At 50.4% G+C, this 24,294-nt stretch carries 22 protein-coding genes; 17 read left to right on the forward strand and 5 right to left on the reverse strand.

Annotated elements, in window-relative coordinates; all coding sequences use genetic code 11:
- Positions 1 to 148 precede the first annotated feature (148 nt).
- The gene (locus J2Y43_RS31365; RefSeq protein ID WP_309992145.1) at positions 149 to 2,629 is read right to left on the reverse strand and encodes a PIG-L family deacetylase; all 2,481 of its coding nucleotides are present in this window, start codon (positions 2,627 to 2,629) and stop codon (positions 149 to 151) included.
- Positions 2,630 to 2,659: 30 nt separating this feature from the next.
- Positions 2,660 to 3,229: a 4'-phosphopantetheinyl transferase superfamily protein gene (locus tag J2Y43_RS31370; RefSeq protein ID WP_309992148.1), complete on the reverse strand. Its 570-nt coding sequence runs from the start codon at positions 3,227 to 3,229 to the stop codon at positions 2,660 to 2,662.
- Between the two features lie 79 nt (positions 3,230 to 3,308).
- Between J2Y43_RS31370 and J2Y43_RS31375 the strand changes: the two genes are divergently transcribed.
- From J2Y43_RS31375 to J2Y43_RS31445, 15 genes are all read left to right on the forward strand, one after another.
- Complete coding sequence (locus J2Y43_RS31375) at positions 3,309 to 5,030, forward strand: C45 family autoproteolytic acyltransferase/hydolase (protein ID WP_309992151.1); 1,722 nt, start codon at positions 3,309 to 3,311, stop codon at positions 5,028 to 5,030.
- Between the two features lie 46 nt (positions 5,031 to 5,076).
- A complete protein-coding gene (locus tag J2Y43_RS31380) occupies positions 5,077 to 6,327 on the forward strand; it encodes an AMP-binding protein (RefSeq protein WP_309992153.1) in 1,251 nt (416 codons plus the stop codon).
- Positions 6,328 to 6,360: 33 nt separating this feature from the next.
- Entirely contained in the window at positions 6,361 to 6,975 is a 615-nt protein-coding gene (locus J2Y43_RS31385) for a hypothetical protein (RefSeq protein WP_309992155.1), read from the forward strand.
- A 27-nt stretch (positions 6,976 to 7,002) separates the two neighbouring features.
- The gene (locus tag J2Y43_RS31390; RefSeq protein ID WP_223400443.1) at positions 7,003 to 7,635 is read left to right on the forward strand and encodes a hypothetical protein; all 633 of its coding nucleotides are present in this window, start codon (positions 7,003 to 7,005) and stop codon (positions 7,633 to 7,635) included.
- A gap of 137 nt (positions 7,636 to 7,772) precedes the next feature.
- Positions 7,773 to 8,501 (forward strand): YdcF family protein, encoded by a 729-nt coding sequence (locus J2Y43_RS31395; protein ID WP_309992159.1) that lies wholly within the window; start codon positions 7,773 to 7,775, stop codon positions 8,499 to 8,501.
- Positions 8,502 to 8,509: 8 nt separating this feature from the next.
- On the forward strand, positions 8,510 to 9,568 hold the full coding sequence (locus J2Y43_RS31400; RefSeq protein ID WP_309992162.1) for a methyltransferase: 1,059 nt from the start codon (positions 8,510 to 8,512) through the stop codon (positions 9,566 to 9,568).
- Between the two features lie 43 nt (positions 9,569 to 9,611).
- On the forward strand, positions 9,612 to 10,091 hold the full coding sequence (locus J2Y43_RS31405) for a hypothetical protein (protein ID WP_309992165.1): 480 nt from the start codon (positions 9,612 to 9,614) through the stop codon (positions 10,089 to 10,091).
- Positions 10,092 to 10,120: 29 nt separating this feature from the next.
- Positions 10,121 to 11,032, forward strand: a complete 912-nt coding sequence (locus tag J2Y43_RS31410; protein WP_309992169.1) for a hypothetical protein — start codon at positions 10,121 to 10,123, stop codon at positions 11,030 to 11,032.
- Positions 11,032 to 12,174, forward strand: coding sequence for a beta-ketoacyl-ACP synthase III (locus J2Y43_RS31415; protein WP_309992172.1), 1,143 nt, complete (start codon positions 11,032 to 11,034; stop codon positions 12,172 to 12,174). Before J2Y43_RS31410 ends, J2Y43_RS31415 begins: the two co-directional genes overlap by 1 nt.
- Before the next feature lie 25 nt (positions 12,175 to 12,199).
- Entirely contained in the window at positions 12,200 to 12,598 is a 399-nt protein-coding gene (locus tag J2Y43_RS31420; protein WP_309992175.1) for a hypothetical protein, read from the forward strand.
- A gap of 4 nt (positions 12,599 to 12,602) precedes the next feature.
- Positions 12,603 to 13,634 carry a BtrH N-terminal domain-containing protein gene (locus J2Y43_RS31425; RefSeq protein WP_309992178.1) on the forward strand — a complete coding sequence of 344 codons (1,032 nt, stop codon included), beginning with the start codon at positions 12,603 to 12,605 and terminating at the stop codon, positions 13,632 to 13,634.
- Positions 13,635 to 13,640: 6 nt separating this feature from the next.
- Positions 13,641 to 14,396, forward strand: a complete 756-nt coding sequence (locus tag J2Y43_RS31430; RefSeq protein ID WP_309992181.1) for an ABC transporter ATP-binding protein — start codon at positions 13,641 to 13,643, stop codon at positions 14,394 to 14,396.
- A 4-nt stretch (positions 14,397 to 14,400) separates the two neighbouring features.
- Positions 14,401 to 15,678, forward strand: coding sequence for an ABC transporter permease (locus J2Y43_RS31435; RefSeq protein ID WP_309992183.1), 1,278 nt, complete (start codon positions 14,401 to 14,403; stop codon positions 15,676 to 15,678).
- Positions 15,679 to 15,746: 68 nt separating this feature from the next.
- Positions 15,747 to 16,013 (forward strand): phosphopantetheine-binding protein, encoded by a 267-nt coding sequence (locus J2Y43_RS31440; protein WP_106598059.1) that lies wholly within the window; start codon positions 15,747 to 15,749, stop codon positions 16,011 to 16,013.
- A 6-nt stretch (positions 16,014 to 16,019) separates the two neighbouring features.
- Positions 16,020 to 17,234, forward strand: a complete 1,215-nt coding sequence (locus J2Y43_RS31445; protein WP_309992187.1) for a beta-ketoacyl-[acyl-carrier-protein] synthase family protein — start codon at positions 16,020 to 16,022, stop codon at positions 17,232 to 17,234.
- 108 nt (positions 17,235 to 17,342) lie between these two features.
- Here the strand turns inward: J2Y43_RS31445 and J2Y43_RS31450 are convergent, their stop codons facing one another.
- A complete protein-coding gene (locus J2Y43_RS31450) occupies positions 17,343 to 17,780 on the reverse strand; it encodes a carboxypeptidase-like regulatory domain-containing protein (RefSeq protein WP_309992190.1) in 438 nt (145 codons plus the stop codon).
- A gap of 91 nt (positions 17,781 to 17,871) precedes the next feature.
- Entirely contained in the window at positions 17,872 to 20,793 is a 2,922-nt protein-coding gene (gene scpA, locus J2Y43_RS31455) for a methylmalonyl-CoA mutase (RefSeq protein ID WP_409014516.1), read from the reverse strand.
- Positions 20,794 to 21,054: 261 nt separating this feature from the next.
- Here scpA and dnaA point away from each other — a divergent pair, with 261 nt between their 5' ends.
- A complete protein-coding gene (dnaA, locus tag J2Y43_RS31465; RefSeq protein ID WP_309992193.1) occupies positions 21,055 to 22,482 on the forward strand; it encodes a chromosomal replication initiator protein DnaA in 1,428 nt (475 codons plus the stop codon).
- Positions 22,483 to 22,521: 39 nt separating this feature from the next.
- On the forward strand, positions 22,522 to 23,556 hold the full coding sequence (locus J2Y43_RS31470; RefSeq protein ID WP_309992195.1) for a hypothetical protein: 1,035 nt from the start codon (positions 22,522 to 22,524) through the stop codon (positions 23,554 to 23,556).
- Here the strand turns inward: J2Y43_RS31470 and J2Y43_RS31475 are convergent.
- Entirely contained in the window at positions 23,486 to 24,292 is an 807-nt protein-coding gene (locus J2Y43_RS31475; RefSeq protein WP_309992198.1) for a DUF3108 domain-containing protein, read from the reverse strand. The genes J2Y43_RS31470 and J2Y43_RS31475 overlap by 71 nt on opposite strands.
- Positions 24,293 to 24,294 lie beyond the last annotated feature (2 nt).

Consider the following 24,294-nt stretch of genomic DNA (forward strand, 5'->3'; position numbering starts at 1 on the left):
TCTAGTGAGGTATTGTCATTTGTTGTCAGGAATAGTCATTTGTAGTCAGGTGTGGGTTATTTGAGAAGTATATACTCTTTCTGACAACCCCTGACAATTTCTTGACTATCCCTGACCACACCTGACCATACTTGACCACCGACGTCCACTACTTGCTGCCGCCAACCGAAATCATATTGGCAAACAGACGGTATGCGCCTGTGACGCCCGCAGGGAGCTCGCGGAAGAAGGAGAGGCCGGTGTAGATGTAGTGCCCTTTGCCATACTTGGCGTAAAGCGTACTGCCTTCGCGGGCAGGTTCGTCCTTATCATGGGCTGAGAATAGCGCCGCGTAATTCTTTTTATCCCAATCCTGGGCGAAATACAGGCCGCGCTCCTGGATCCATCCATCGAAATCTTTCTGGGTGATTTTATTAGGATAGTTCAAAATGGGGCTGTCCGGTTGCAGGAATTGCATTTGTGCATCTTCCTCGGTCACGCGTTCACGACCTAATTCAATATTATACGGGCCGATTTGCTTCACCTTCTGCCCGCCAGGAATGGTGTACTGGACTACCATAGTGCCGCCGTTTTTAACATAATCCATCAGTTTTGCCTGGTAGTTGTTCAAATACGCCTCCGTGTTGTATGCACGTACGCCCACGACGATCGCATCGTAGGCATTCAGATCTTTGGCCAGACCGGCCTCATTGAGCATGGTCACCTGGCAATCCATCTGCCGCAATGCAGTAGGGACTTCGTCGCCCGCGCCGGCGATGTAACCTATGTTTTTGGCAGCGATCTTCACGTCAATTTTCGCCAGTTTGGCTGCCGATTCAGGGAACAGCGTCTGGCTGGGAATGTGCTGGTAGGCAATCGTTTTAACCGATTTATCATAATTCTTGCCGTCCACAACCGCTACTGCTTTGATCACAGCCTCCTGATTACCGGCGGGCGGCGTAACAACGAAGGAGAAATACTGCTGCTGGTATTTGTTGGTCAGATTGAATTCCGCCGATTCGGGAACGGCTTTCCAGCCTGCCGGGATCTGGGGTTTCAATGTGCCTTTCACATTGCTGCGCTGCGCTTCCACGACGATGTTCACCGTTTTTGCCTCCATGGAAGGGAATATGAAAACAGGCTCGGTAATGGTGGTGGTCACCAGCGGCCGGATTTCAAATGGCCGGTAAATCTCGCCTTCTGCCGGATCGACCGACTTGTAAACCCATGGTCTTTCAAATTCGAACTGCTGTCCGCCGATTTCGAACTTGTAGCTGGTCTTGGTCTCCGGACGGTTTTCCGGGTATCCGATATCCTGCTGGTTGTCGATCTGGAAAATACCGCGCTCGATCGGTTTTTCGAGCCAGTAGGGCTGGCTGATCTTTAAATTGGCCGGGAGTAATGCTTTTTTAGAAAATGCATTCATTTCGTTGGCATTCAACGCAAGGTTCAAAACGCTGTCGGCCGACTTGCCCGTCCAGCGCAGCGAAACAAGTTTCACCGGATAATCCGACCGTTTGACGATACCAATGTTAATGCTTGCTTCGTCTCCGGCAACGCCAGAAAAGTCGTTCGGATTTGTTTCAAACCAAAGCCCCACACATTGCTGGATCAGGTCTTTGACTTCCTCTTTTTTGGTTTTGATATAGATATTGCCCGCGTCCAGCTTATCTAGCTCTGCATTGATTTTCAAGAGCTCCGGCACAGAGGCCGAAGGCTTGTTCACGGAATAATTCTTAATTGCCGCCGCAATGAGCGCATGCACTTTCTCGCTTCCTTTCACCCGTTTCCAGCTCACATCGATGCCGTCAAAAAGGCCTTTCTGAGCAGGTGTGCCCACTTTGTGAAGGAAATAATCGATACGATCGCCTCGCTGCGGAGCGCTGCCGAAGCCCTGACTGCGGTGCTGGCTGCGACTCAATGCAGCTATTTCCGTGTAGGATTTGCCTAAAACAGGGTTATAACCCCCGATTTCAATCGAAATGAACGGGTTTTTCTCTTCGCTGGGCGCTTTGTTGGTAAAGCCGGGTGTGAATGTATTCCAAACCAGGCGTTTGGTTTGCCAGGTTTTGACAAATTTCAGCTGATCGGGATAGGCTTTCGGGTCGGCTGCGAGGTTGAAACCTTCTTCGGCCAGGTATGCCGAGGTTTGGTGGTGGCCATGGCCCGCGCGCGGATCGGGCGGGAAGCGGGTAATGATCACGTCGGGCTGGAATTTGCGGATCATCCACACCACATCGCCGAGCACCTTGTCGCGGTCCCAAAAGTTGAGCGTTTCATCGCGGGTTTTGGAAAACCCGAAATCATATGCCCGGGAAAAGAACTGTTGGGCGCCATCCACGCGCCGGGCCGCCAGCAGTTCCTGCGTGCGGATCACGCCGATATTATACCCCTGTTCGGAACCGATCAGGTTCTGGCCGCCGTCGCCGCGGGTAAGTGAGAGATAGCCCGTGCGCACGAGCTGATCCTTGGATAAATAGGAGAGCATCAGCGTATTCTCATCGTCGGGGTGGGCTGCAATGTAGAGCACAGAGCCCAGTACATCGAGTTTTTTAATGTTTTGAAAGATTTCGCTGGACGACAGGGCGGGTGTCTGTGCGAAAAGCCGGGTGGCCAACAATACAAGTACGAGCGTAAAGAAACGATGCATAACGGGTTAAGGTGGTTGATTTTGGGCTTGTTAAAGGGTCCAGGTCAGTACGTAATCCTCAAATGTATCAAATTGGATCTGTATCGTTTCCGGCAGATCACCTTTTTGCAGGTTAACTTTAAATCTCCCGTTTTGGTTGCCGGAAAACGCATGAATGATGATATGTTTTTTCAGGTCGATGGATGCGTCGCCGGCATACTTGAATACCGTTTCCTTCGCTGACCACATCAGATGCATTTGCACATTGTTACCCAGATCGGCCCATCCAAGCTCCTGCTCGTTCAAAAAATAGAATGCACCCTTTGAAATAGACGGTTTCATTTGCTGGATATCAACACCCACCGACTTGCCCCCGCGCAGGTACACGCACACATACTCGCCCGAATGCGACATCGAAATTTCAGTATCCGACCCGGCAATGTGCGGCTTGCGCTCCGCGTCATAGCCTATCAGGGCATCTATTCCCGCCATTTCCCTTAACAACACCCTGCAAGCCAGCCATTCCTGTTTTCGCTTCTCTTTGGAAATGCCTTCCAGCACCGCCGTTTCGGAGGCGGGTAGATCGAGCATACCCAGCAAATCCTCCGAGGGTTCCGACATACGCCAAAGCCCCAGTTTAGATACCGGTGAAATGGTTTTTATAGAAACGATACCCATTTATTGCTAATTTTGATATCAGATGCGGCGCCATAGTATGCGCCCGTCTGCTGATTTTATGTGGCCTAAAAACAAAGTCCTGCGTTCCGCGCTCAAAGCATTTTCCATTTTCCTTCTGATCGTCGGGATATTATTCGGATTGTTCATCTGGCGTATCCGCGTGCCCAAGCCGGAGCTTGAAAGTACTAAAACTGTTCAAAGTTACAAACGTGAGAAGGTGGGGGAGAACCACTACCGCGTTGGCAACAACTGGCTGCGGAAGAACAAGCACGGCATTTGGGAAATGTACCTGGAAGGCGCGCCGTACGAACGTGGGCTTATTTACGGCATCCTGGCCGAAGAGCTGATGGAAAAGCAGGAGGTACATTTCGTGGGCCAAATCAAGGAAATGATCCCGAGCGCGATGTTCCTGCAAGTGCTGAAAGGTTTTGTAGGCTGGTTTAACCGCGATATTTACAAATACATTCCCCAGGAAAACCAGCAGGAGATCTACGGAGTTTCGCAGTCGTTTTCCGACCAGTTCAACTACATCGGCCCTAAATACTACCGCATTCTCAACTATCACGCCGCGCACGACATCGGCCACGCGCTCACCGATTTGAATATGGTGGGCTGTACCTCGTTTGCTGTCAACCATTCGCTCACCAAAGACTCTACACTGCTCATTGCAAGGAACTTTGACTTTTACATGGGCGATGCATTTGCCGAAGACAAGCTCATCGTGTTTATGAACCCTGATAAGGGCTACAAATTCGCCTCGTACGCGTGGGCGGGGCTTACAGGGGTGGTTTCCGGGATTAATGAAAAGGGCATTACCGTTACGCTAAATGCTTCCAAATCCGACATTCCATTCGCAGCCAAAGAACCTATTTCCATTTTGGCTAGGGAAATTCTGCAATATGCCGGTACCATAGAGGAAGCGCGCAAAATCGCGGCGAGAAGCCAGACATTCGTTTCCGAATCGCTGCTGATCGGGTCGGCAGCAGACGATAAGGCGGTGATTATCGAAAAATCGCCCCAGAAAATGGATGTATACGACTCAGGTAAGGACGCGCTTGTTTGCGCGAACCATTACCAGAGCAATGCATTCATCAAGGATTCGGTGAATATCAATAACATTAAGGATACCGACTCGAAAGCGCGTTTCGACCGGATGAACCAGCTTATGGGGCGATCCTACCCGATGGATGTGAGCCAGGCCGCAGGCATTCTGCGCGATCAGAAGGGGGTCGATGACAAATTCATCGGTTATGGCAATTCCAAGCTGCTCAACCAGCTTATCGCGCACCATGGCATTGTTTTCAAACCTGCCAGAAAAGAGTTCTGGATTTCGGCGCCCCCTTATCAGCTGGGGGAATTCGTGGGGTATGACTTAAACCTGATTTTTGCGCAAAAAGGTCATTTTCAATCGTTTGATTCGCTGGATATCGACCGCGATCCGTTCCTGGAATCGGCAGACTATAAAAAGTTTGAGGCATTTAAATCAGTGAGACAGAAAATCACTAAATATGTGATGCTGGACGCGCCGCTTTCGTTGACGCCACGGGATGAGCAGGCATTCATCGCCAATAATGCGCAGAGCTACCTCCCGTATTTTTTCCTTGGAGAGTATCATCAGAAGAAAGGTGATTTCAGCAAAGCGATCGGCTATTACGAGCAGGCTTTGAAACATGAAGTTTCTTCGTTGAACGAGGAGAAATCAATCCGGGAACGGATAGCCGAAAGCAAAAAGGGCAAGCATTGATGCCCGTCGCGCAGATTGAGATTTTCCATACCAACCCTTGATTGCCATGAGTCCCCAAGTACAGCAGCCCGCCTTGCAGCAGCTTTTGTTGCACGTTTCCAACTACTCCAACTACTACAAGCGGATATTTCGCGAGCACAATATCAACGTCGATGCGATTAAAACGGTGGCCGACCTGGCTCAGCTGCCCTTTACAACCAAAGACGAGCTGGCGCAATACAACGACGACTTTCTGTGCGTGCCCAAAAGCCGCATTACCGATTTTGTGACGACTTCCGGCACGCTCAGCGATCCGGTGGCATTTTACCTGACCGATTCGGACGTGGAACGGCTGGCGACCAACGAGTCCGAATCGTTCCGCTGCGCGGGTGGCACCGAAAACGACATTTACCAGCTCATGACCACGATCGACCGCCGTTTTATGGCTGGCCTCGCATACTGGATGGGGGCGCGCAAAATGGGCGCAGGCATGATCCGCGTAGGCCCGGGAGCGCCGTTTCTGCAATGGGAGTCGATCCAGCGGTTTTCGCCCACGGTGATCATCGCCATTCCTTCATTTATTCCAAGACTGATCGACTACGCGGTTGCCAACGGTATCGATTTTGCGGCATCGAGCATTAAATCCATTATCTGCATCGGTGAGCCGATCCGTAATCCCGATTTCTCATTGAACGAGCTGGGTAAGCGCATTACCTCGCAGTGGGATGTGAAATTGTATTCGACCTACGCTTCTACGGAAATGGGCGCTGCGTTTACCGAATGCGGTGAAGGCAAGGGCGGGCACCTGAATCCGGGCCTGTTGATCCTGGAAGTGGTCGACGATGAAGGCAATGCAGTACCCGACGGTGAGCTCGGCGAAGTAGTGGTGACCACGCTGGGGGTAGAAGGTATGCCGCTGCTGCGCTACAAGACAGGCGATCTTTGCAACGTGTATTACCAGCCTTGCGCGTGTGGGCGCCCCAGCCCGCGGCTGGGGCCGGTCGTCGGGCGCAAGCAGCAAATGATCAAGTTCAAAGGGACGACCATCTTCCCGCCAGCATTATTTGACGTGCTGGATGCGGTGAAGGAAATCGATTTGTACCAGGTGGTCGTATCTAAAAACGAGTTCGGAAACGATGAGATTACCGTCGTGCTGCCGATGCAGTTGCAGACCTCGGCATTCAAGGAAACGATGCATTCGCTGTTCAAATCCAGGCTCCGTGTATCACCCGCATTAACTTTCGTAACCGCTGAAGAACTAACTTTCCGGATCTACAAACAGGAGAAACGCAAACCTGAAAAATTGATCTATATTTGACCCCTCTGTTACCATAAAAATAAAAATACGATCATGAAAAAGTTCATTTACGCGTCAGCAATAGCGATTTCGTTCCTCGCCGCAGATGCACCCCTCGCCCAACGCGTCGATCTGCGTTCCGGTGATGTAAGCGTATTGTCGGGCCAGAAAACCGTTAACGTTGTCTACGATTATTCAGAGTTTGGAGTCGGTAAATTTGCCACCGAGCAGGAGTATCTCGATAAAAAATCGGCTGAGTATAATGCCAAGGAAGCCGGTAAAGGCGACGCGTGGAAAAAGGCCTGGGTGGAAGACCGTAAGGCACGCTATGAGCCTAAGTTCGAAGAGCTGTTCAACAAGGGCTTGGCAGACAAGGGCCTGACGGCCGTTACCGCCCGCCCGGACGCGCAGTATACCTTCATTGTAAAAACCAAATTCATTGAGCCCGGTTTCAATGTGGGGGTGATGCGCAAGAATGCCTATGTCGATTTTGAAATAGACCTAGTCGAATCAGCCAACAAATCCAATAAAGTTGCTGAAATTGGAATGAGAAATGTACCAGGCGGCCAGTTCGGTGGTTTCGACTTCGATACCGGTGTCCGCATTGCCGAATCTTATGCGAAAGCGGGCAAATCCCTGGCGGCGTTTCTGGATAAAAAACTGAAATAAACTAACCGTTCCTAATTACTCAGAGTTATGAAAAAGTTATTACTGATCGCATTTGTGTTGTTTAATGCCGCCGTGGTGAAAGCAGACAACACCATGGCCGACCTTCTGGCCGGTAAAACCAAGCTGGTTTTCCTGGGACTTGATTTTACGCAGGCCAAATACATTGGTAAAGTAGGCTTCACCGATGCGCAGGCGATCCAAAACCAGCATATCGTAAGCTGGAACAACCTGATCGAGCTCGAACCCAAGAAATTCTCCCTTCAAAAAGCATTCAACCTCAAAGACGACCAGTACAAGTCGAAAGTGGAGGACATGGTGACTTTGAACAAATCGGTGAACGTAGAGAAGAACATTACCGACGAGGAGTACAGCATTACCGAAGACCAGGTAAAGAAATCCGTTGCCAAATATTCGCTAAGCGAAAAGGATGGTGTCGGCATCGTTTATGTGGTGGAAAGCCTCAACAAAAACGCAGAGAAGCTGGTAGCCTGGGTGACTTTCATCGATCTGGCGACTAAGAAGGTGATTCACACCGAAAAAGTAGAAGGTAAGGCGGGTGGTTTCGGCTTCCGCAACTATTGGGCTGGCGGGGTTTACAAGATCAACCAGGAGATCGACAAAAGCCTCTACAAAAAATGGAGCAAATCCTTCAAAGCTTAAAAAGTAAATAGATTTGCTTATTTTTAAAGCTCAGATTAGTTACCGATACCATATCATTCTTTCGTAAGCTGTGATCTGTTTGCCTGAGTCTGGTGAACGTTCACAGCTTACTGTTTAAAAACCGTTAACCCGTTATCGTGCGCATAGCCAACTCGTTTTTCCTGGTGCTCCTGTGTCTGCTATTTACCAGCTGCGGTAAAATGCTCTACCGTTCGGCGGCAAAGGCTTTCACGAAAGGGGCCAAGGAAGCTCCCTATGACGCGGTTATCGTTCCGGGCTTTCCCTACAACGGCGGAAAGTGGGACATGGTGCTGCAACTCCGCATTCACTGGGCTCATTACCTTTACTCGAAAGGTTATACCAAAAACATCATCTTTTCGGGCGGCGCGGTGGCAACCCCCTATATCGAAAGCCGGGTGATGGCCAACTATGCCGAGGCGCTGGGCGTTCCGCGGGAGCATTTGTTTACCGAAGAAAAGGCTCAGCACAGCACTGAGAACGTATATTATTCCTACCGCCTTGCAAAAGACCACGGCTTTTCGAAAATTGCGCTTTCCACCGATCCCATACAGACGAGCTATATGAGAAAGTTCATCAAAAAGTATGAGCTTCCGGTAGGCTTGCTGCCGACGGTGATCGATACGGTGAAAACATTGAATGTTTACGAGCCGAAAACCGACCACAGTAATGCCATCGTGAAGGAAGGCTTCGTGAAGCTGTCGGATAAGGAAGGTTTTTTCAAACGCTTCCGCGGCACGATGGGCAAGTACATTGTCTGGCATGAAGAAGATCTGAAAAAAGCAAAGTACAGAAGGAGATACAAGGATCGGATGATACCCTCTTCCGAACAATCAGGGAACAATTAAAGCGTACAATGAAAAAAGAATTGTCGGCTATTGAAGCCAAGTATGAAGCACAGAAGATCGCGTTTGGCCCGATGTACTTCCAGTCGGTGGTGGCCCTCAGGGACCTGGGCATTTTGCAGTACATCAGCGAAAACCGCAAGGGAGTAAGCATTGCCAACATTATCGAAAATGTGAATGTCTCCGAATACGGTGTGACGCTTTTGCTGGAAGCAGCGGAAATTCTGGGCGTGGTGGAAATAGAGCATGATATTGTCAGGATCAGTAAAATAGGTTTCTTTCTCTTGAAGGACGAAATGACGCGGGTGAACATGAATTTCATGAAAGACGTGTGCTACCTGGGTGCAAGCCACATGACTGAGAGTATCGTGAACGGCAAGCCCGAAGGCCTGAAAGAACTGGGCAATTGGCCGACGATCTACGAAGGACTCTCGATTTTGCCTGAGCCTGCCAAAACTTCCTGGTTCGAGTTCGACCATTATTATTCGGACAATGCATTCCCCGACGCGCTGAAAATCGTGTTTGCGAAAAAGCCTAAAATGCTTTTCGATATCGGTGGGAACACGGGGAAATGGTCGTTTGCATGCTGCGATCATGACGCGGATGTGAGGATTAAAATACTCGATCTGCCGGTGCAGCTCAATGTGGCGCGCGCGAATGCTACCGAGCGGGGCCTGCTCGACCGGATCGATTTCCACGCGATCAACCTGCTGGATACCACCCAGAAAATTCCGCAAGGCGCCGATGTGATCTGGATGAGCCAGTTTCTGGATTGTTTTTCAAAAGAGCAGATCGTCGCGATATTGGAAAATGCCTTCCAGGCAGCTTCCGAGAACACCACTTTGTACATTCTGGAACCATTTTTTGATAACCAGAATTATCCTGCTGCACATTATAGCCTGGTGGCGACATCTTTGTATTTCACCATCATGGCCAATGGCAATAGCAAAATGTACAGGATCGGCGTGATGAAAGAGCTGGTATGCCAGGCTGGGTTTGAGGTGGTTAACACTTATCCGCTGATTGGCGACAGTTATCATACGATTCTGGAATGCAGGAAAAAGGCTTGATGCCCGATCCTTTTAGATCCGGAATACGTAAATATTGATTGTTATGAAGCGAATGGTAGCGGTTTGCCTTGTTCTGCTTGCGGTGACGCTCACGGCCCAGGCGCAGATCGACAAGGGAGTTTATTACAAAGCATTGTCAAGCGGAGAGGAAGCGTCGATCGATAAGGTGCTCGCCAAGCTGGAAACCGAAAAGTCGTCATCGAAAGTAAATGCTTACAAAGGCGCGATGACGATGAAAAAGGCAGGTTTTGTCAAAGGGGTTGGGGGAAAGGTCAAGACCTTTAAGAAGGGAGCTAGCCTGCTCGAAGACGAGATTAAAAGCAACCCTGGAAACACAGAGTTCCGCTTCCTGCGGTTGACCGTACAGGAGCACGCGCCAGGGATTTTGAAATACAACAAGGAAATAGATGCCGATAAACAGGCCGTCGTTTCGGGCTATGGCAAGCTCGACGCCGATCTTAAAAACGTCATCGCCGATTATGCGAAGGATTCGAAGGTGTTGAAAGAATCGGATCTCAAATAGCAATGCATTAACAGGATTTTTGCGGATCAATGAAAAATATACTAGTCGTAAACTACTCTCAGTCAGGTCAGTTGAATGAAATTATCGATCAATTCCTGATTCCGTTCCAGCCTGAAACAGTAGAGCGATTAGAGATTTTCCCGGCAAAGCCTTTTGTGTTTCCCTGGACCTCGGACGAGTTTTTCGATAAAATGCCCGAATGCGTGCAGGAAGACACGATCGAGCTTAAACCACTGCATTTCGGTGCCGAACGTTACGATTTGATCGTGTTGGGTTACCAGCCGTGGTTTTTGTCGCCATCGCTGCCTATCACGGCGCTGCTTAAGAACCCTGGCTTTAAAGCCAGGGTTAAGGAGACGCCCATCGTGACGGTGATCGGCGGGCGGAATATGTGGCTCAACTCGCAGGAAAGTATTAAGAAGCTGATTGCCGAGGCGGGCGGGAAGCTGGTAGGAAATATCCCGCTGATGGACCGCGTTTCGAACCTTGTCAGCGCCGTAACCATTTTGCACTGGATGCTTACCGGCCGTAAAGACCGCAAGTGGGGCATTTTCCCCAAGCCAGGCGTAAGCGACGAAGACATCGAAGGCGCCTCCCGTTTTGGAGCGATCGTTAAGAACGCGTACGATAACCGGGAGTACGCCGGTTTACAGAAAGAAATCATGGCCACCGGCCTTATTAACATACCCACTGATATTCTTTTTATCGAAGGGCGGGCCAAGAAGCTGTTCAGGATCTGGGCAAAGCTGATCAAAACAAAGGGTACCACGCCTGAAAAGCGGAAAAGGCTGGTTGGTTTTTTCAAATACTACCTGCTGGTGGCCCTTTTTATGGTGGCGCCTGTGCTGGTGACGGTTTACCGGTTACTGATCGCCCCATTCGCCGCCAATGCGATTAAGAAGAAAAAAGAATACTTTTGTGGTGTAGAAACCAAATCATAATGTCAGAAGCATATATTACCAGGATTGCCAAGTTTTTACCGAATGAGTCCGTTTCCAATGAGGAAATGGAAGAATACTTAGGATACATCAACGGAAAACCTTCCAAATCAAAGGCCATTGTTTTGCGCAATAACGGTATCAAAAACCGGTATTATGCCTTGCGCAAAGACGGAACGCCCACGCACACCAACGCGGAAATGGCCTCTTTGGCTATTAAGGGCCTATTCAAAAACGCGCCGGCGGAAATCGGCGAAATGGATTTGCTGAGCTGCGCCACGTCCAGCCCCGACCAGCTGATGCCTTCGCACGGCTCTATGGTGCACGGTTACCTGCCCGAGGCTGCGTCGATCGAAGTGGTGTCACCTTCGGGCGTGTGCTGCGCGGGCATGCACGCATTCAAATATGCCTACATGGCCGTGAAACTAGGTGAGAAGCAGAAGGCGGTAGCCTGCGCTTCTGAGCGGCTGTCGACTGTGCTGCGCTCAGACCAGTTCGAAGATGAAGTCCAGCAGCTCACCCGCCTGGAAAAAAATCCTTTCCTGGCATTTGAAAAAGATTTTTTGCGCTGGATGCTTTCTGACGGCGCCGGGGCATTCTTGGTAGAATCGGCTCCGAACCAGGAAGGAATCTCGCTGAAAATAGACTGGATCGAAGGCTGCTCGTATGCCAACGAAGTGGAGGCGTGTATGTACATGGGCGCCGACAAGCTCGAAGACGGCACATTGAAAAGCTATAAGGATTTTACAGCCGAAGAAATAAAGGAACGTTCTGTTTTGAGTATCAAGCAGGATGTGAAGCTATTAGGTGAAAAAATTGTTAAATTGGGTTTTGCCAAACTCAAAGATATTCTTGTCAAAAAAGGAGTGACGATCGAGGATGTGAGCTATTTCCTGCCGCATTTGTCGAGCTATTTCTTCGAGGGCAAGATCGACGAATTTTTCAATGAAAACGGTATGCCCATTCCCAAAGAGAAATGGTATACCAACCTGGTGACGAAAGGCAACGTAGGAGCGGCGTCTATTTACATGATGCTCGAAGAGGTGTTCAATAGCGGGGCTTTGAAAAAGGGCGAGAAAATATTGCTGGCCGTACCGGAGAGCTCGCGCTTCTCGTACATGTTCTGCCTGCTCACCGTGTGCTGAAACCATACAAAAGCTGCCCATATCCATGAAAAAGGAAGACCTGCCGCAAGACCCCGGCGCGCTCGATAAGTTTACCCGGGAAGTATGCTACGTTAAAAACGAGGACGGTAAATACGAAACCGCGTTGAGCAAGGGCTGGGATGTGAAAAAACAGGCGCTGGATAGCGCCTGGGAAGAGGTCAACGAGCGGGTGGAACAGGCGCGCAGGGCGGTGGCCAGTGGTGAGAAAAGCCCGGTATACTATTTTATGGAACTTCGCCTGATGGATTTGCCGGTCCTGTCGGGTTACACGGGCATCTTCCCGTTTTTTATCAAACGACATTTCAAACCATCCGTTTTTAAAGGTCTCAGCGAGCGGAAACTGGAAAAATATGCCAGGGCTTTCGATATCACTGTGGACGAGTTGAAAAATTTTAAAGGTTGATACAGTGAATATTGACAGTCAAACGGATGAATTCCATCACATACAAACGGCCCATTGCGAAAACGGGGTTACGACGGCACTACTGCGCTACCACGGCCTTGATTTCATGACCGAGCCTCTGGCATTCGGTATGGGCTCGGGTCTGTTTTATATACAAATACCTTTTCTGACGGTCAATAACGGCCCGGCGATCTCATTCCGGACCATGCCGGGGGCGATCTTTAAACGCACCTGCAAGTCGCTTGGCGTGGAGGTTACCCGTAAGAAATTCTCCAATCCGGCTGCCGCGGAAGCATTTCTGGATAAGAAAGTAAGGGAAGGTATGCCGGTAGGCTGCCAGGTGGGTGTTTTTCACCTCACCTATTTTCCCAAAGAGTATCGCTTTCATTTCAACGCGCATAACCTGATTGTTTTCGGAGAAGAAAATGGCCGCTACCTGGTAAGCGACCCGGTTATGGAAGATGTGACCTCTCTTTCCAAAGAAGAGCTCTCGCGCGTACGGTTTGCGCAAGGCCCGCTGGCGCCCAAGGGACATATATACTTTCCTGAGAAAATAAAACCCATTACCCAGGACATGATCCGCAAGGGCATCGTGTCGGGCATTCGCCGTAATGTGCGGGATATGCTCAGCATTCCGGGTAATTTTGCGGGGGTGAATGGTATCCGGCACACTTCCAACCACGTCCGTAAATGGCGTGACAAGCTCGGTCTACGCAAGGCCAGCCTTTATTTGGGGCAAATCGTGCGTATGCAGGAGGAAATCGGCACGGGCGGCGGCGGCTTCCGTTTCCTTTACGGGGCTTTCCTGGAAGAGGCGGCCGCTTATTTGCAGGACGACCGCGTAGCCAATGTTTCGGAAGATTTTACCAAAGCCGGCGATATGTGGCGTGCCAGCGCCATTAAAATGGCGGGGGTATACAAAGGCCGCCTGACCGAACAGAAAGACTTCGAAGAAATTGCCGATATGATGCTGGAAATCCGTTTGGTGGAAAAAGAGGCGTTTGAAAAGCTTTCCAGCCTGAAACTGGGTAAATAAGTGCGGATGGATAGGACGGGTCAGGTGTGTATTGCGATCAGGGACGTGTGTAAGCGTTATAAATCCTCCCAGGAAGATAGCTTGTCCGATGTTTCGCTGGACATTATGCAGTCGGACGTATTTGGACTGCTGGGCCCGAATGGGGCAGGTAAGACGACGCTGATCTCGATTCTCTGCGGGATTATCCCCGTTTCTTCCGGCAAGGTGCAGTTTTTTAATAATGGCGCGCCTTATTCAAATGCTGAAAGAAAAAGCCGCATTGGTTTTGTCCCCCAGGAATATGCTTTCTATCAGGAGCTGACCCCGCGCCAGAATCTGGATTATTTCGGGGCGATGTACAACCTTCCCAAAAAGAAGCTGGAAATGCGTCGTGAGCATTTGCTGGAAGTATTGGGCCTTGAAAAAGCAGCTGACAGAAAGGTTGGCACGTTTTCGGGTGGAATGAAGCGGCGCGTGAACCTGGCGATCGGCATTATCCATGAGCCGGATATCCTTTTTCTCGACGAGCCGACCGTTGGCGTGGACGTGCAGAGCCGCAACGCGATTATCCGCTATTTACAGCAGATCAATCAAGCCGGAACGACGATCGTTTACACTTCGCACCATATGTCGGAAGCGGAGGAGTTTTGCAAAAACATCGCGCTGATCGATCACGGAAGGGTTATTGCAGCCGGTGGCTTGCAGCATTTGAAAACCATGCACGATGCAATCAGCCTGCAAACATTGTTCATCAACCTGACCGGCGAAGAGTACCGCGATTAAGCCTATGTTTAAATTATTCGCATCATTACGCAAAGAACTGCTGCTGCTGATCAACGATAAAGTGGGGCTGGCTCTAATGTTTCTGATGCCGTTGCTGCTGGTTTTTATCATTACCATTATTCAGGATAGCGCCTATAAAATGGTGAACGAGAACCAGATTCCGCTTTTGGTGGTCAACCATGACAACGGTAAAGAGGGTAACAAACTTGTGGAGCTGCTCACTAAATCCGGACTTTTCAAGATCGACTCGCAGAACGCGATTCGGCAGGAATCGTTAAAGTCGGAATTGTTGTCAAGGGGTAAAATGATAGCATTGTACATTCCGGCCTCTTTTTCAGCAGGGCTGGAAAGTAACGCCGAAGATGTGAGCACGATCCTGATGGATGACCTGGGCCTGGACCGCGACACGACCAGGCACCAGAAGGTGTCAATGCCCAAACTATCTTTTTACAACGACCCGGTTTTGCAGGAAAATTACAGCTACTCGGTCATGAGCGTGATCCAGTCCTATATGAGCGTGATCGAAAACTCGCTGATGATCGACCGCATGTATGCCAACATGGACATCGCCGAACGCTCTGGGAAGCTGAAAGACAAGATGATTTCCAACCGCGTAGGCATCGACCAGATCGTCGCGCGCAACAATAACTCGACGGCCATTCCCAATTCTACGCAGCATAATGTGCCTGCCTGGACCATTTTTGCCATGTTTTTCATGGTGGTCTCCCTGGGCAGCAACATTGTGAAAGAGCGCATTAATGGCAGTTTCCTACGTTTGAAAACGATGCCTACCACGTTTATGGTGGTGATGTTTAGTAAAATGGCGGTTTATGTGGTGGTAGCGGCATTGCAGGTAGCGCTCACATTCTCGATGGGCGTGTGGATTTTGCCCAAACTGGGTTTGCCCAAACTGAGCGTACCCGATAATATCATCGCGACTATCGCCGTGATTTTCATCAGCAGTATGGCGGCTGTGAGTTATGCTTTAATGATCGGCGCATTTGCTAAAACCGAGCAGCAAGCCAACGGGTTTGGCGCCATATCCATCATCATTTTCGGGGCGATAGGAGGTATTTTGGTGCCTACCTTCGTGATGCCGGGTTTTATGCAGTTTTTCAGCAACTTTTCGCCATTGCATTGGTGCCTGGAAGGCTTTTACGTATTGTTCCTTAAAGGCGGCAGCTGGCAGGACCTGCGGACGGTGTTCGCTTTTCTGGGCATTTTTATAGTGTTTTGCCAATTGGGCACATATTTTAAGTTGCGGTTGGAAAGAATTATTTAAGTTTGAAATTCCCCCGGCCGGTAAGCAGGCTGTAACCGGCGATTACATTAAGTGATTAACAAATCAATATGGACATAGAAAGCTTGAAGCCCATTCTGAAAGGGCAAATTGTACAGTACTTGAACCTGCTCGACATTAACCCTGCCGACATCAAAGACGACGAACCGCTTTTTGGCGGCGATCTGGGCCTGGACTCGATCGACTCGCTCGAACTGGTGGTGCTGCTCGAAAGGGAGTATGGTATCAAAATCAATAATCCGGCCGAGGGACGCAAGATCCTGGTCGATGTAAACCACATGGCCGAGTACATTCTCGCGCACACAAAAGCCGCTTAATTTTCGATGGGAAGGGTGTTGGTCACTGGTATGGGCATGATTTCGGCCATTGGCAACAATGTGCGGGAGAATCATGAGAGCTTGCGCGCGGGGCGCTCCGGGATCGGTAATGTTGCTTTTTTCGAATCGTTGTACGCCTCGCAGCTGCCTTTCGGCGAGGTGAAGCTCAGCAACGGGGAGCTCAAAGCATCGCGGCAACTCGAAGCCGCCACAGGTTACACGCGCACGTGCCTGCTGGCCGACAAGGCTTTCTCAGAGGCCGTTGCCGATGCCGCATTGACGCCAGGTCAGCTTTCATCGCTGGACACCGCATTGATATCCGCCAGCACAGTAGGCGGCATGTGCCTGACCGACCAGCTTTATGAGGATGCCAACCACAAGTCACAGGGCTCTGAATACCTCGAATCCTATGGCTGCTCAGCGCATACATTGAAGCTTATCCAGCGGTACCGTATCAAAGGCTTCACCGATACAATCAATACCGCCTGTTCCTCGTCTGCCAACGCCATTATGCTCGGCGCGCGGCTGATCCGCTCGGGGCGTGTGAAACGGGCGATCGTGGGTGGGGTCGATAGCCTGGCCAAATACACGGTCAATGGGTTTAATGCGTTGAAAATACTTTCGGAATCGCCTTGTAAGCCATTCGACGTGAACCGCGATGGCCTGAACCTGGGCGAAGGCGCTGCTTACCTGGTGCTGGAAGCCGAAGAGCTGGCCGCAGGAAAGAAGGTATATGCGGAAGTAGCGGGGTTCGGCAATGCAAACGATGCGCATCACCCCTCGGCGATGTCCGATGAAGCTACGGGCGCGATCCGCTGCATGCGTGAGGCGATCGCCTCGGCAGGGATCGAAACCGCGCAGATCGGGTACGTCAATGCGCACGGTACCGGCACGCAGAACAACGATCAGGTCGAGTTTTTCGGAATGGGGCAGTTATTCGGGGTAATGCCTCCTTATAGTTCTACCAAGGCCTTTACCGGGCATACGCTGGGTGCTGCCGGAGCTGTCGAGGCTATTTTCAGCATTTTAGGGATTGTCAACTCGGAGCTTTTTCCAAGTTTGAACGTAGCGGAGCCTATCAATGGCGCGGAAAATGCGCCGGTTTCACAATGGAGAGGCAACTACAAACTGAATTACGTGCTTTCCAACTCCTTTGGGTTTGGGGGCAATTGCACTTCGCTGGTTTTTGCGGGGGTTAACGCGGCAGATAAGCAGACTTAGTAATTTAGAGTAGGCAAGTACTATTTTTAGAACCGCAAATAAACTCTCGTCGAAAGGTTGTTGGTAAAGTAGATGAAACGAAAGAAGTTAGGAAGGCTAAACCTTGTTTCATTTTTTCTGGAATTTAAAGTTGAGGGGTAAAGTAGTTCCCCAAGTCTCTTTGGGGAGGGTGTAAGTCGAGGTTATTGGAATGTAATTCCCGTCAATCTTCAAATCTATGTATGGTAGATACCTGTCTAGCGAAACTGAATCGGATGATACGGGCCTAATATCTATCGCATCAGTCGTCTTCGGTAGTAGCTGGCTAACCTTATACGAGCCGTTTGCATCAGTAAATACAGTCACATTGAAAACAGTTGCCTGCTTTAATCCACGCTGTTCACTGCCATACATATTTATACCGGCGTTTTTAATCACACGCCCATCCTGGTCGATTACTACACCCTGAATTGTTGTATGTGTGTCGGGGATTTTGTCTCTGCATGCAGCGAAATTGAGAACGACCCAATAAACGAAGACAAATGACCAGGCTCTGTTGATTGCCATAAAGGTTTGGATTCTGTTTGAAAAGCTGGTATTAAACGCATTAGATAGTGCGAAGGTTAGCCGACTCAAGACCGTTTTCTCTCTACCACGCCTAATTTCCCTGCATCAGTTTGGCAAGAATCTCCTGGGCTGCAACCGAAATGACGGTCCCCGGGCCGAAAATGCCTTTTACGCCCGCATCATAAAGAAACTGGTAATCCTGCGCGGGGATCACGCCGCCCGCGATGACCATAATATCATTTCTTCCCAGTTTATTCAATTCGCTGATCAGCTCAGGAATGAGCGTTTTATGCCCCGCAGCGAGGCTCGATGCTCCTATGACGTGCACATCATTTTCAACGGCCTGCATGGCTACCTCCTGCGGCGTCTGGAACAATGGGGCAATATCGACGTCGAATCCCAGATCGGCGAAACTGGTCGCGATCACTTTTGCGCCCCGGTCGTGACCGTCCTGGCCCATTTTGGCAACCATCATTCTTGGGCGCCGGCCTTCCTGCCGGGCAAACTCGTCGGACATTGCAAGCGCGCGCCGGAAGTTTTCATCGTCGGAAACTTCCGCCCGGTAAACGCCCGAAATCGACCGGATGGTGGATTGGTATCTGCCAAACTGCTTTTCCATAGCCTGAGAAATTTCTCCTAATGTCGCTCTTTTACGTGCCGCATCCACAGCGAGTGCGAGCAGATTTGAATGCATGTCCTTACCGCCGGCGTGCTTGCTAGCCTGGGTAAGGCGGTCAAGGGCATGGCGCACCTCCGTTTCGTTCCGGTTGGCACGGATAGCTGCAAGCTGCGCAATTTGCGCGTTTCTTACGGCCTCATTGTCAATTTCAAGTATTTCAAAAGATTGCTTCTGGTGGGTTTTGTAGCGGTTAACCCCCACTATTACTTCCTTACCCGCGTCGATCCGCGCCTGTTTTCGGGCGGCGGCTTCTTCGATACGCATTTTAGGCAGGCCGGTTTCAATGGCCCTGGTCATGCCACCCAACGCTTCCACCTCCTCGATCAACGCCCAGGCCTTTTCGGCGAGCTGCATAGTCAGGTACTCGACATAGTAGGAGCCGCCCCACGGGTCGACGGCCTTGCAAAGGTCAGTTTCATTTTGAATAAAAAGCTGCGTATCGCGGGCAATACGGGCCGAAAAGTCGGTGGGCAAGGCAATGGCCTCATCGAAGGAATTGGTATGCAGCGACTGCGTGTGCCCCATTACCGCGGCCATGGCTTCGATCGTAGTGCGGGTAATGTTATTGAAAGGCTCCTGCTCGGTGAGGCTGTAACCACTCGTCTGGCAATGCGTGCGCAGCATCAGCGACTTTTCGTTTTGTGGGTTAAATTGCTTTACAATTTTCGCCCAAAGCATTCGTCCGGCCCGCATTTTAGCGATTTCCATGAAGTGGTTCATTCCAATTCCCCAGAAAAAGGAAAGCCGCGGCGCAAAGTCGTCGATGAGAATGCCGGCGGCGAGCCCGGTGCGGAGGTATTCAAGCCCGTCCGCGAGTGTGTAGGCCAGCTCTATGTGCGCAGGCGCGCCAGCCTCATGCATGTGATAGCCGCTGATGCTGATCGAGTTGAAACGGGGCATGTTTTGCGAGGCATAAGCAAAAATATCGCCCACAATGCGCATCGACGGCCCTGGTGGGTAGATATAGGTGTTGCGCACCATGAACTCTTTGAGGATGTCGTTCTGGATCGTTCCGGTGAGTTGCTCCGGCCGTACGCCCTGTTCTTCGGCTGCGACGATAAAAAAGGCCATTACAGGTATCACCGCGCCGTTCATGGTCATCGATACCGACATTTGATTCAACGGTATCTGGTCAAACAGCGTTTTCATGTCTTCTACCGAATCGATCGCAACGCCGGCTTTTCCGACATCGCCGGTCACACGCGGGTGGTCGGAGTCGTAGCCGCGGTGGGTGGCCAGGTCGAATGCAACGGACAAGCCCTTTTGTCCCGCCGCGAGATTCCGGCGGTAGAATGCATTGGATTCCGAGGCGGTCGAGAAGCCCGCATATTGGCGGATTGTCCAGGGCCGTTCCAGGTACATGCTCGCGTACGGCCCGCGAAGGAATGGGGGAGTACCAGCGCCGAATGCGAGGTGCCGGGCGTCGGTCAGGTCATTTGCCGTGAATTTGGTTTTAAGTGAGATGCCTTCGGCGGTTTGGAAAGCATCCTGCTGAGCTGTGGGTTCCGGCAGGATGCGGCCAGGCACGCTGAGGAATACCGGATACTTTTGTAAAAACTGATTCCAGGCCTGGGTGATCAGTTGATAGGTCATATCTTCCAGCAGATATGAACCTCCGGCAGGGTCGGCTACCTTGGCAAAAAAGCTCTCGTGTTCCAGGATCGTGGAAACATGACTGGCTAACCGGGTGGCTAATGCATTGTCGGGCGCGTTGTCAAACGGCAATACCGTGATTACATCGCATCCGCCGATGGCGGCGCTCATGGCTTGTGAGGTTGCGCGGACAAGGTTCGCATAGTCAGTTTGCCCTGCCTGGTAGGCGAGCAAGGAAATGCCGTGGATGAAAGGTGCTCTATCAGGAATATCAAAGGTCTTCGATACTTTGCGGAGCATGTATCGCAATGCCCGCAATTTGGCGATTTCGGTTAGATATTGGGAACTGATGGGCACGGTAATGCACACCCGGTCCAAAGTGTCCGGCCAATTTATGCCGGTTTGCCGGGCTTGCAGCATGGTTTCAGCGAACGCGGATACGAGGGTAAAAAGCTCGGAAACGGGATCGCCGGATGGTGTACTGATCTGAACCGGCGGCAGCTCATAGCCGGAAAGCAGGTTTAGATTCAGCCAGCCGGGTGTTTGTTTTTGCGCGGTGGCTATTTCTGCGGCCGCCTTCCAGTGCACTTCATCTTGGGTAACATAAGGTTTGAAATGCAAGCCTTTGGCAACTTCCCATGAATCCAGTAGCCCGGTACGGCCCTTTACCTCCTTCGCTGCGAGCTTTTCCCAGGCGCTTTTGTCCGAAGGAAGAAATTCAGAAAAGAGGTTTGCTGACATGGGCTGCTGGGTTGATCAACGGTTTGCGGAAATGTGCTATTAGCAAAACTACAAATTTTGAGACGCAATTGCGGGAGCCGAAACAGCAAAACCGCTTCTGTAACCTTCTGGGCACGATTACGCTCCCAATTTTATTTTGGGGTTTGCAGATACACTTTGTGACGATTAAATTGAATACCCGTTTCATCTGGAGAGATCAGGTATTTTTATATCTTTGCCGTCCTTTTGAACTATGATACTCAGAGTTTGGTAAATTATACATTGGAAAGAATCAGCACAAATAGAGAGGTAGACCAGGTTTGGGATGCTTGCCTGCGGATTATTCAGCAGCACATTCCCGAGCAGAGTTTTAAGACGTGGTTTGAACCCATTCGTCCCTTAAAGCTCTATGGTAAAGTACTTACCGTGCAGGTTCCCAGCCAGTTTTTCTACGAATGGCTGGAAGATAATTATGTCAATCTGTTGAGAAAGGCGCTGGACTATGCGATCGGCCGCGACGGTTTATTGGAATATTCCATTATTGTCGACACCGGTAACGAGAAGCATCAGCCGCTGACGATGAACGTCTCAACTCAGAAATCTCCAAATTATTCCAAACCGGATAATTTCTCTACCGACCCACGCATGGGGGCAAGCATAAAGGAGAAAGACCAGGATTCGCTCACGCTCGATACGTATCTGAACCCGAATTATTCGTTCGATAATTTCATCGAAGGGGACTGTAACAGGCTTGCGCGCTCGGCTGGTTTCGCCGTAGCGCAGCGTCCGGGGCTTACCTCGTTCAATCCGCTGATGATGTACGGCGGGGTAGGATTGGGTAAGACGCACCTTGTGCAGGCGATCGGAAACTACATTACCAACCACTACGAGAATAAGCTGGTACTATACGTTTCTTCTGAGAAATTTACCAACCAGTTCATCAACTCGATCCGCAACAACACGCTGCAAGAATTCACGGATTTTTACATGAAAGTGGATGTGCTCGCGATCGACGACGTGCAGTTTTTGTCGGGTAAGGAAAAAACGCAGGATACATTCTTCCATATTTTCAACCACCTGCACCAGCTCGGCAAGCAGATCATCATGACCAGCGACCGCCCGCCGCGCGAGTTGCAGGGCTTGCAGGATCGTTTACTATCCCGCTTCAAATGGGGGCTCACAGCCGATTTGCAAGCGCCGGATTTTGAAACGCGTATCGCGATCATCCAGAAAAAAATCCAGTCGGAAGGCATTTCGATCGATTATGATGTAATCGAATACATTGCGCACAGCGTGAACTCGAACGTAAGGGAGCTGGAAGGGGTGATCGTCTCGCTAATGGCGCAGGCATCGCTTACCCGCCGCAATATCGACGTGGAACTGGCGAAGAATACGCTCCGTAACATCGTGATGAACGAGGACAAGGAGGTTACCATTGACACCATCCAGGAAATTATCGCCGATTACTTCCAGGTATCGATTGCCGATCTGAAAAGCAAGAGCCGTAAAAAAGAAGTCGTATACCCACGCCAGCTTGCGATGTATCTGGCCAAAGAATACACCGATCTGCCGCTTAAATCGATCGGCTACCACTTCGGGGGGCGCGACCACAGTACGGTCATCCACTCGATCCAGAGCATTAACCTGCTGATGGATGAGACGCCGGACGTGGAAGAAACTTTGCAGAAGCTTCGCAGTTACTTCAAATAGGTTTTGACGTATCAATGTTCAGAAAATCCCCTGAACAGCATGGTACCAAAGCCTATTCTTCTTTCCAGAGAGCAAATCGACGCTCAATCCTGGGATAATCACATCCACAACAGCCGGCAAGGCGTGATCTACGCATTAAGCTGGTACCTGGACATCATATGCGAGCAGTGGGAGGCGTTTGTCTGGCCTTCTGCCGCTGATTTCTCCATTACCATGCCGCTGCCGGTAAAATGGAAATGGGGCAAACGCGTTTTATACCAGCCGCTGTTTTGCCAGTATCTTGGCATGTTTTCAGCACAGGAATTGAATGCAGGGCAACTGGATGCATTTCTTGAAGCTTTGAAAGCGCGATTTTCTTACATTTCCCATTATGCTTTCAATCCGGAGAATTTTTCGGTAATCGGTAGGCCCGGTCCGAACGGTTTTAAGATGGAGGTATTTCAAACGCATTGGCTGCATTTGAATCAGTCCTACACTGAACTTTATGCCCGCTATACGAAGGACCGGAAGGTGAACCTGAAAAGAGGTAGCCAGATATCTTGGGAGATTGTTGAATCGGAAGATTTCGAGCCGTTGATGGCGCTGTTTGAGAAAAATCATGCTAGGGGCATCGGTAAAATCAAAGCCGATGCTTATGGGATGTTAACAAGGCTCGGAACGGAATGCATTGGAAGGGCCTACGGCCGTCTGATGTATGCGCAGGAGGGTGCGCAAATGCGGGCGGGCGTGTTGCTCACGCGTTACCGCGGACGGACGATTTACCTTTTCAATGCAGCCGATCGCGCAGGTCGCCGCGGAAATGCAAGGGCCTTAATGCTCGACGCCTATTTTCGCGAAAATGCAGGTACAGCAATGATTTTCGATTTTGAGAGCCCGCCGAAGGCACCGGTTGCGGATTACTATGCAGGTTTCGGGGCAGTAGCAACCCCTTTTTACGTCATCAAAAGGAACGCCTTGCCCTTTCCATTCATGCAAATGCAAAACCTGCGAAAATGGCTACTGCCTAGAACCAGGCAATATCTCTTTTCAGTCCTTTATAGGATTTCAAATCCATTTCCAGCGAACCGATTTTAAGATCGACCTCGGCTTTCAATGGAATCTTGTTCGAATCGTCGGACACCCAGAGCGCCATTGGCTCCTCGCCTTTGAAGAATTTGTTCGAGGGGATTTGGGGCGATAGTCTCAATACTTTGCTTTTGCCAAACTTGGTTTTGATCACATCCCTGCCCACATATCGAATGCGCAGCTTGTAAACTTCGCCGTCAAAGAAGGTGGGAACTTCGATGATCTCGCCTTCGCGCACCTTGTCGAAATTGATGGTACGCAGGAAAAAATAACCGCTGATGATATCGTGGATGTTGTTGGGGACATTGTAGGTCTTGCTTTCGTCCTTCACGTTGGAAACCGCCTGATCTTTGCTGTGATTGAAAAATACGGTTTCCTCTTTGCGGTATTTGTTTTCCTGGATTTGCCGCTCGAACATGTGGGGGAGAATGGCGGTGGTGTCAATGTAGGAGCGCCACGTGTCGCGCACGCGGGAGATCAGGTCGAACGCGCCGACGGTCCGTCCGATCACGTTGACCCGGTAGCAAGGCCGGTTATTGATCATCGAAACTGCCTTGCCCACCTCTACTTTCGCCTCGGCGGCATTGATAAAGCCATAATGCACGCGGTATTCAACCCGTTCGCCGGTTCCGAAACTTTTATTGTGAACTACCCGGTCCATTTCCGCACTCTCCTCGAACTGGCGGAAAGAGAACAGCAATGTGAATGTCGATATGGCTAATAGTAATGCGTAGGATCTTTTCATGC

Source organism: Dyadobacter sp. BE31, assembly GCF_031457695.1.
In the GTDB taxonomy this organism is placed as follows: Bacteria; Bacteroidota; Bacteroidia; order Cytophagales; family Spirosomataceae; genus Dyadobacter.

What these genes read in the sequence shown, in the direction of transcription:
- J2Y43_RS31365 (WP_309992145.1), bottom strand. Translation starts at nt 2,629, where the DNA reads ATGCATCGTTTCTTTACGCTCGTACTTGTATTGTTGGCCACCCGGCTT.
- J2Y43_RS31370 (WP_309992148.1), bottom strand. Translation starts at nt 3,229, where the DNA reads ATGTCGGAACCCTCGGAGGATTTGCTGGGTATGCTCGATCTACCCGCC.
- J2Y43_RS31375 (WP_309992151.1), top strand. Translation starts at nt 3,309, where the DNA reads ATGCGGCGCCATAGTATGCGCCCGTCTGCTGATTTTATGTGGCCTAAA.
- J2Y43_RS31380 (WP_309992153.1), top strand. Translation starts at nt 5,077, where the DNA reads ATGAGTCCCCAAGTACAGCAGCCCGCCTTGCAGCAGCTTTTGTTGCAC.
- J2Y43_RS31385 (WP_309992155.1), top strand. Translation starts at nt 6,361, where the DNA reads ATGAAAAAGTTCATTTACGCGTCAGCAATAGCGATTTCGTTCCTCGCC.
- J2Y43_RS31390 (WP_223400443.1), top strand. Translation starts at nt 7,003, where the DNA reads ATGAAAAAGTTATTACTGATCGCATTTGTGTTGTTTAATGCCGCCGTG.
- J2Y43_RS31400 (WP_309992162.1), top strand. Translation starts at nt 8,510, where the DNA reads ATGAAAAAAGAATTGTCGGCTATTGAAGCCAAGTATGAAGCACAGAAG.
- J2Y43_RS31405 (WP_309992165.1), top strand. Translation starts at nt 9,612, where the DNA reads ATGAAGCGAATGGTAGCGGTTTGCCTTGTTCTGCTTGCGGTGACGCTC.
- J2Y43_RS31410 (WP_309992169.1), top strand. Translation starts at nt 10,121, where the DNA reads ATGAAAAATATACTAGTCGTAAACTACTCTCAGTCAGGTCAGTTGAAT.
- J2Y43_RS31415 (WP_309992172.1), top strand. Translation starts at nt 11,032, where the DNA reads ATGTCAGAAGCATATATTACCAGGATTGCCAAGTTTTTACCGAATGAG.
- J2Y43_RS31420 (WP_309992175.1), top strand. Translation starts at nt 12,200, where the DNA reads ATGAAAAAGGAAGACCTGCCGCAAGACCCCGGCGCGCTCGATAAGTTT.
- J2Y43_RS31430 (WP_309992181.1), top strand. Translation starts at nt 13,641, where the DNA reads ATGGATAGGACGGGTCAGGTGTGTATTGCGATCAGGGACGTGTGTAAG.
- J2Y43_RS31435 (WP_309992183.1), top strand. Translation starts at nt 14,401, where the DNA reads ATGTTTAAATTATTCGCATCATTACGCAAAGAACTGCTGCTGCTGATC.
- J2Y43_RS31440 (WP_106598059.1), top strand. Translation starts at nt 15,747, where the DNA reads ATGGACATAGAAAGCTTGAAGCCCATTCTGAAAGGGCAAATTGTACAG.
- J2Y43_RS31445 (WP_309992187.1), top strand. Translation starts at nt 16,020, where the DNA reads ATGGGAAGGGTGTTGGTCACTGGTATGGGCATGATTTCGGCCATTGGC.
- J2Y43_RS31450 (WP_309992190.1), bottom strand. Translation starts at nt 17,780, where the DNA reads ATGGCAATCAACAGAGCCTGGTCATTTGTCTTCGTTTATTGGGTCGTT.
- scpA (WP_409014516.1), bottom strand. Translation starts at nt 20,793, where the DNA reads ATGTCAGCAAACCTCTTTTCTGAATTTCTTCCTTCGGACAAAAGCGCC.
- J2Y43_RS31470 (WP_309992195.1), top strand. Translation starts at nt 22,522, where the DNA reads ATGGTACCAAAGCCTATTCTTCTTTCCAGAGAGCAAATCGACGCTCAA.
- J2Y43_RS31475 (WP_309992198.1), bottom strand. Translation starts at nt 24,292, where the DNA reads ATGAAAAGATCCTACGCATTACTATTAGCCATATCGACATTCACATTG.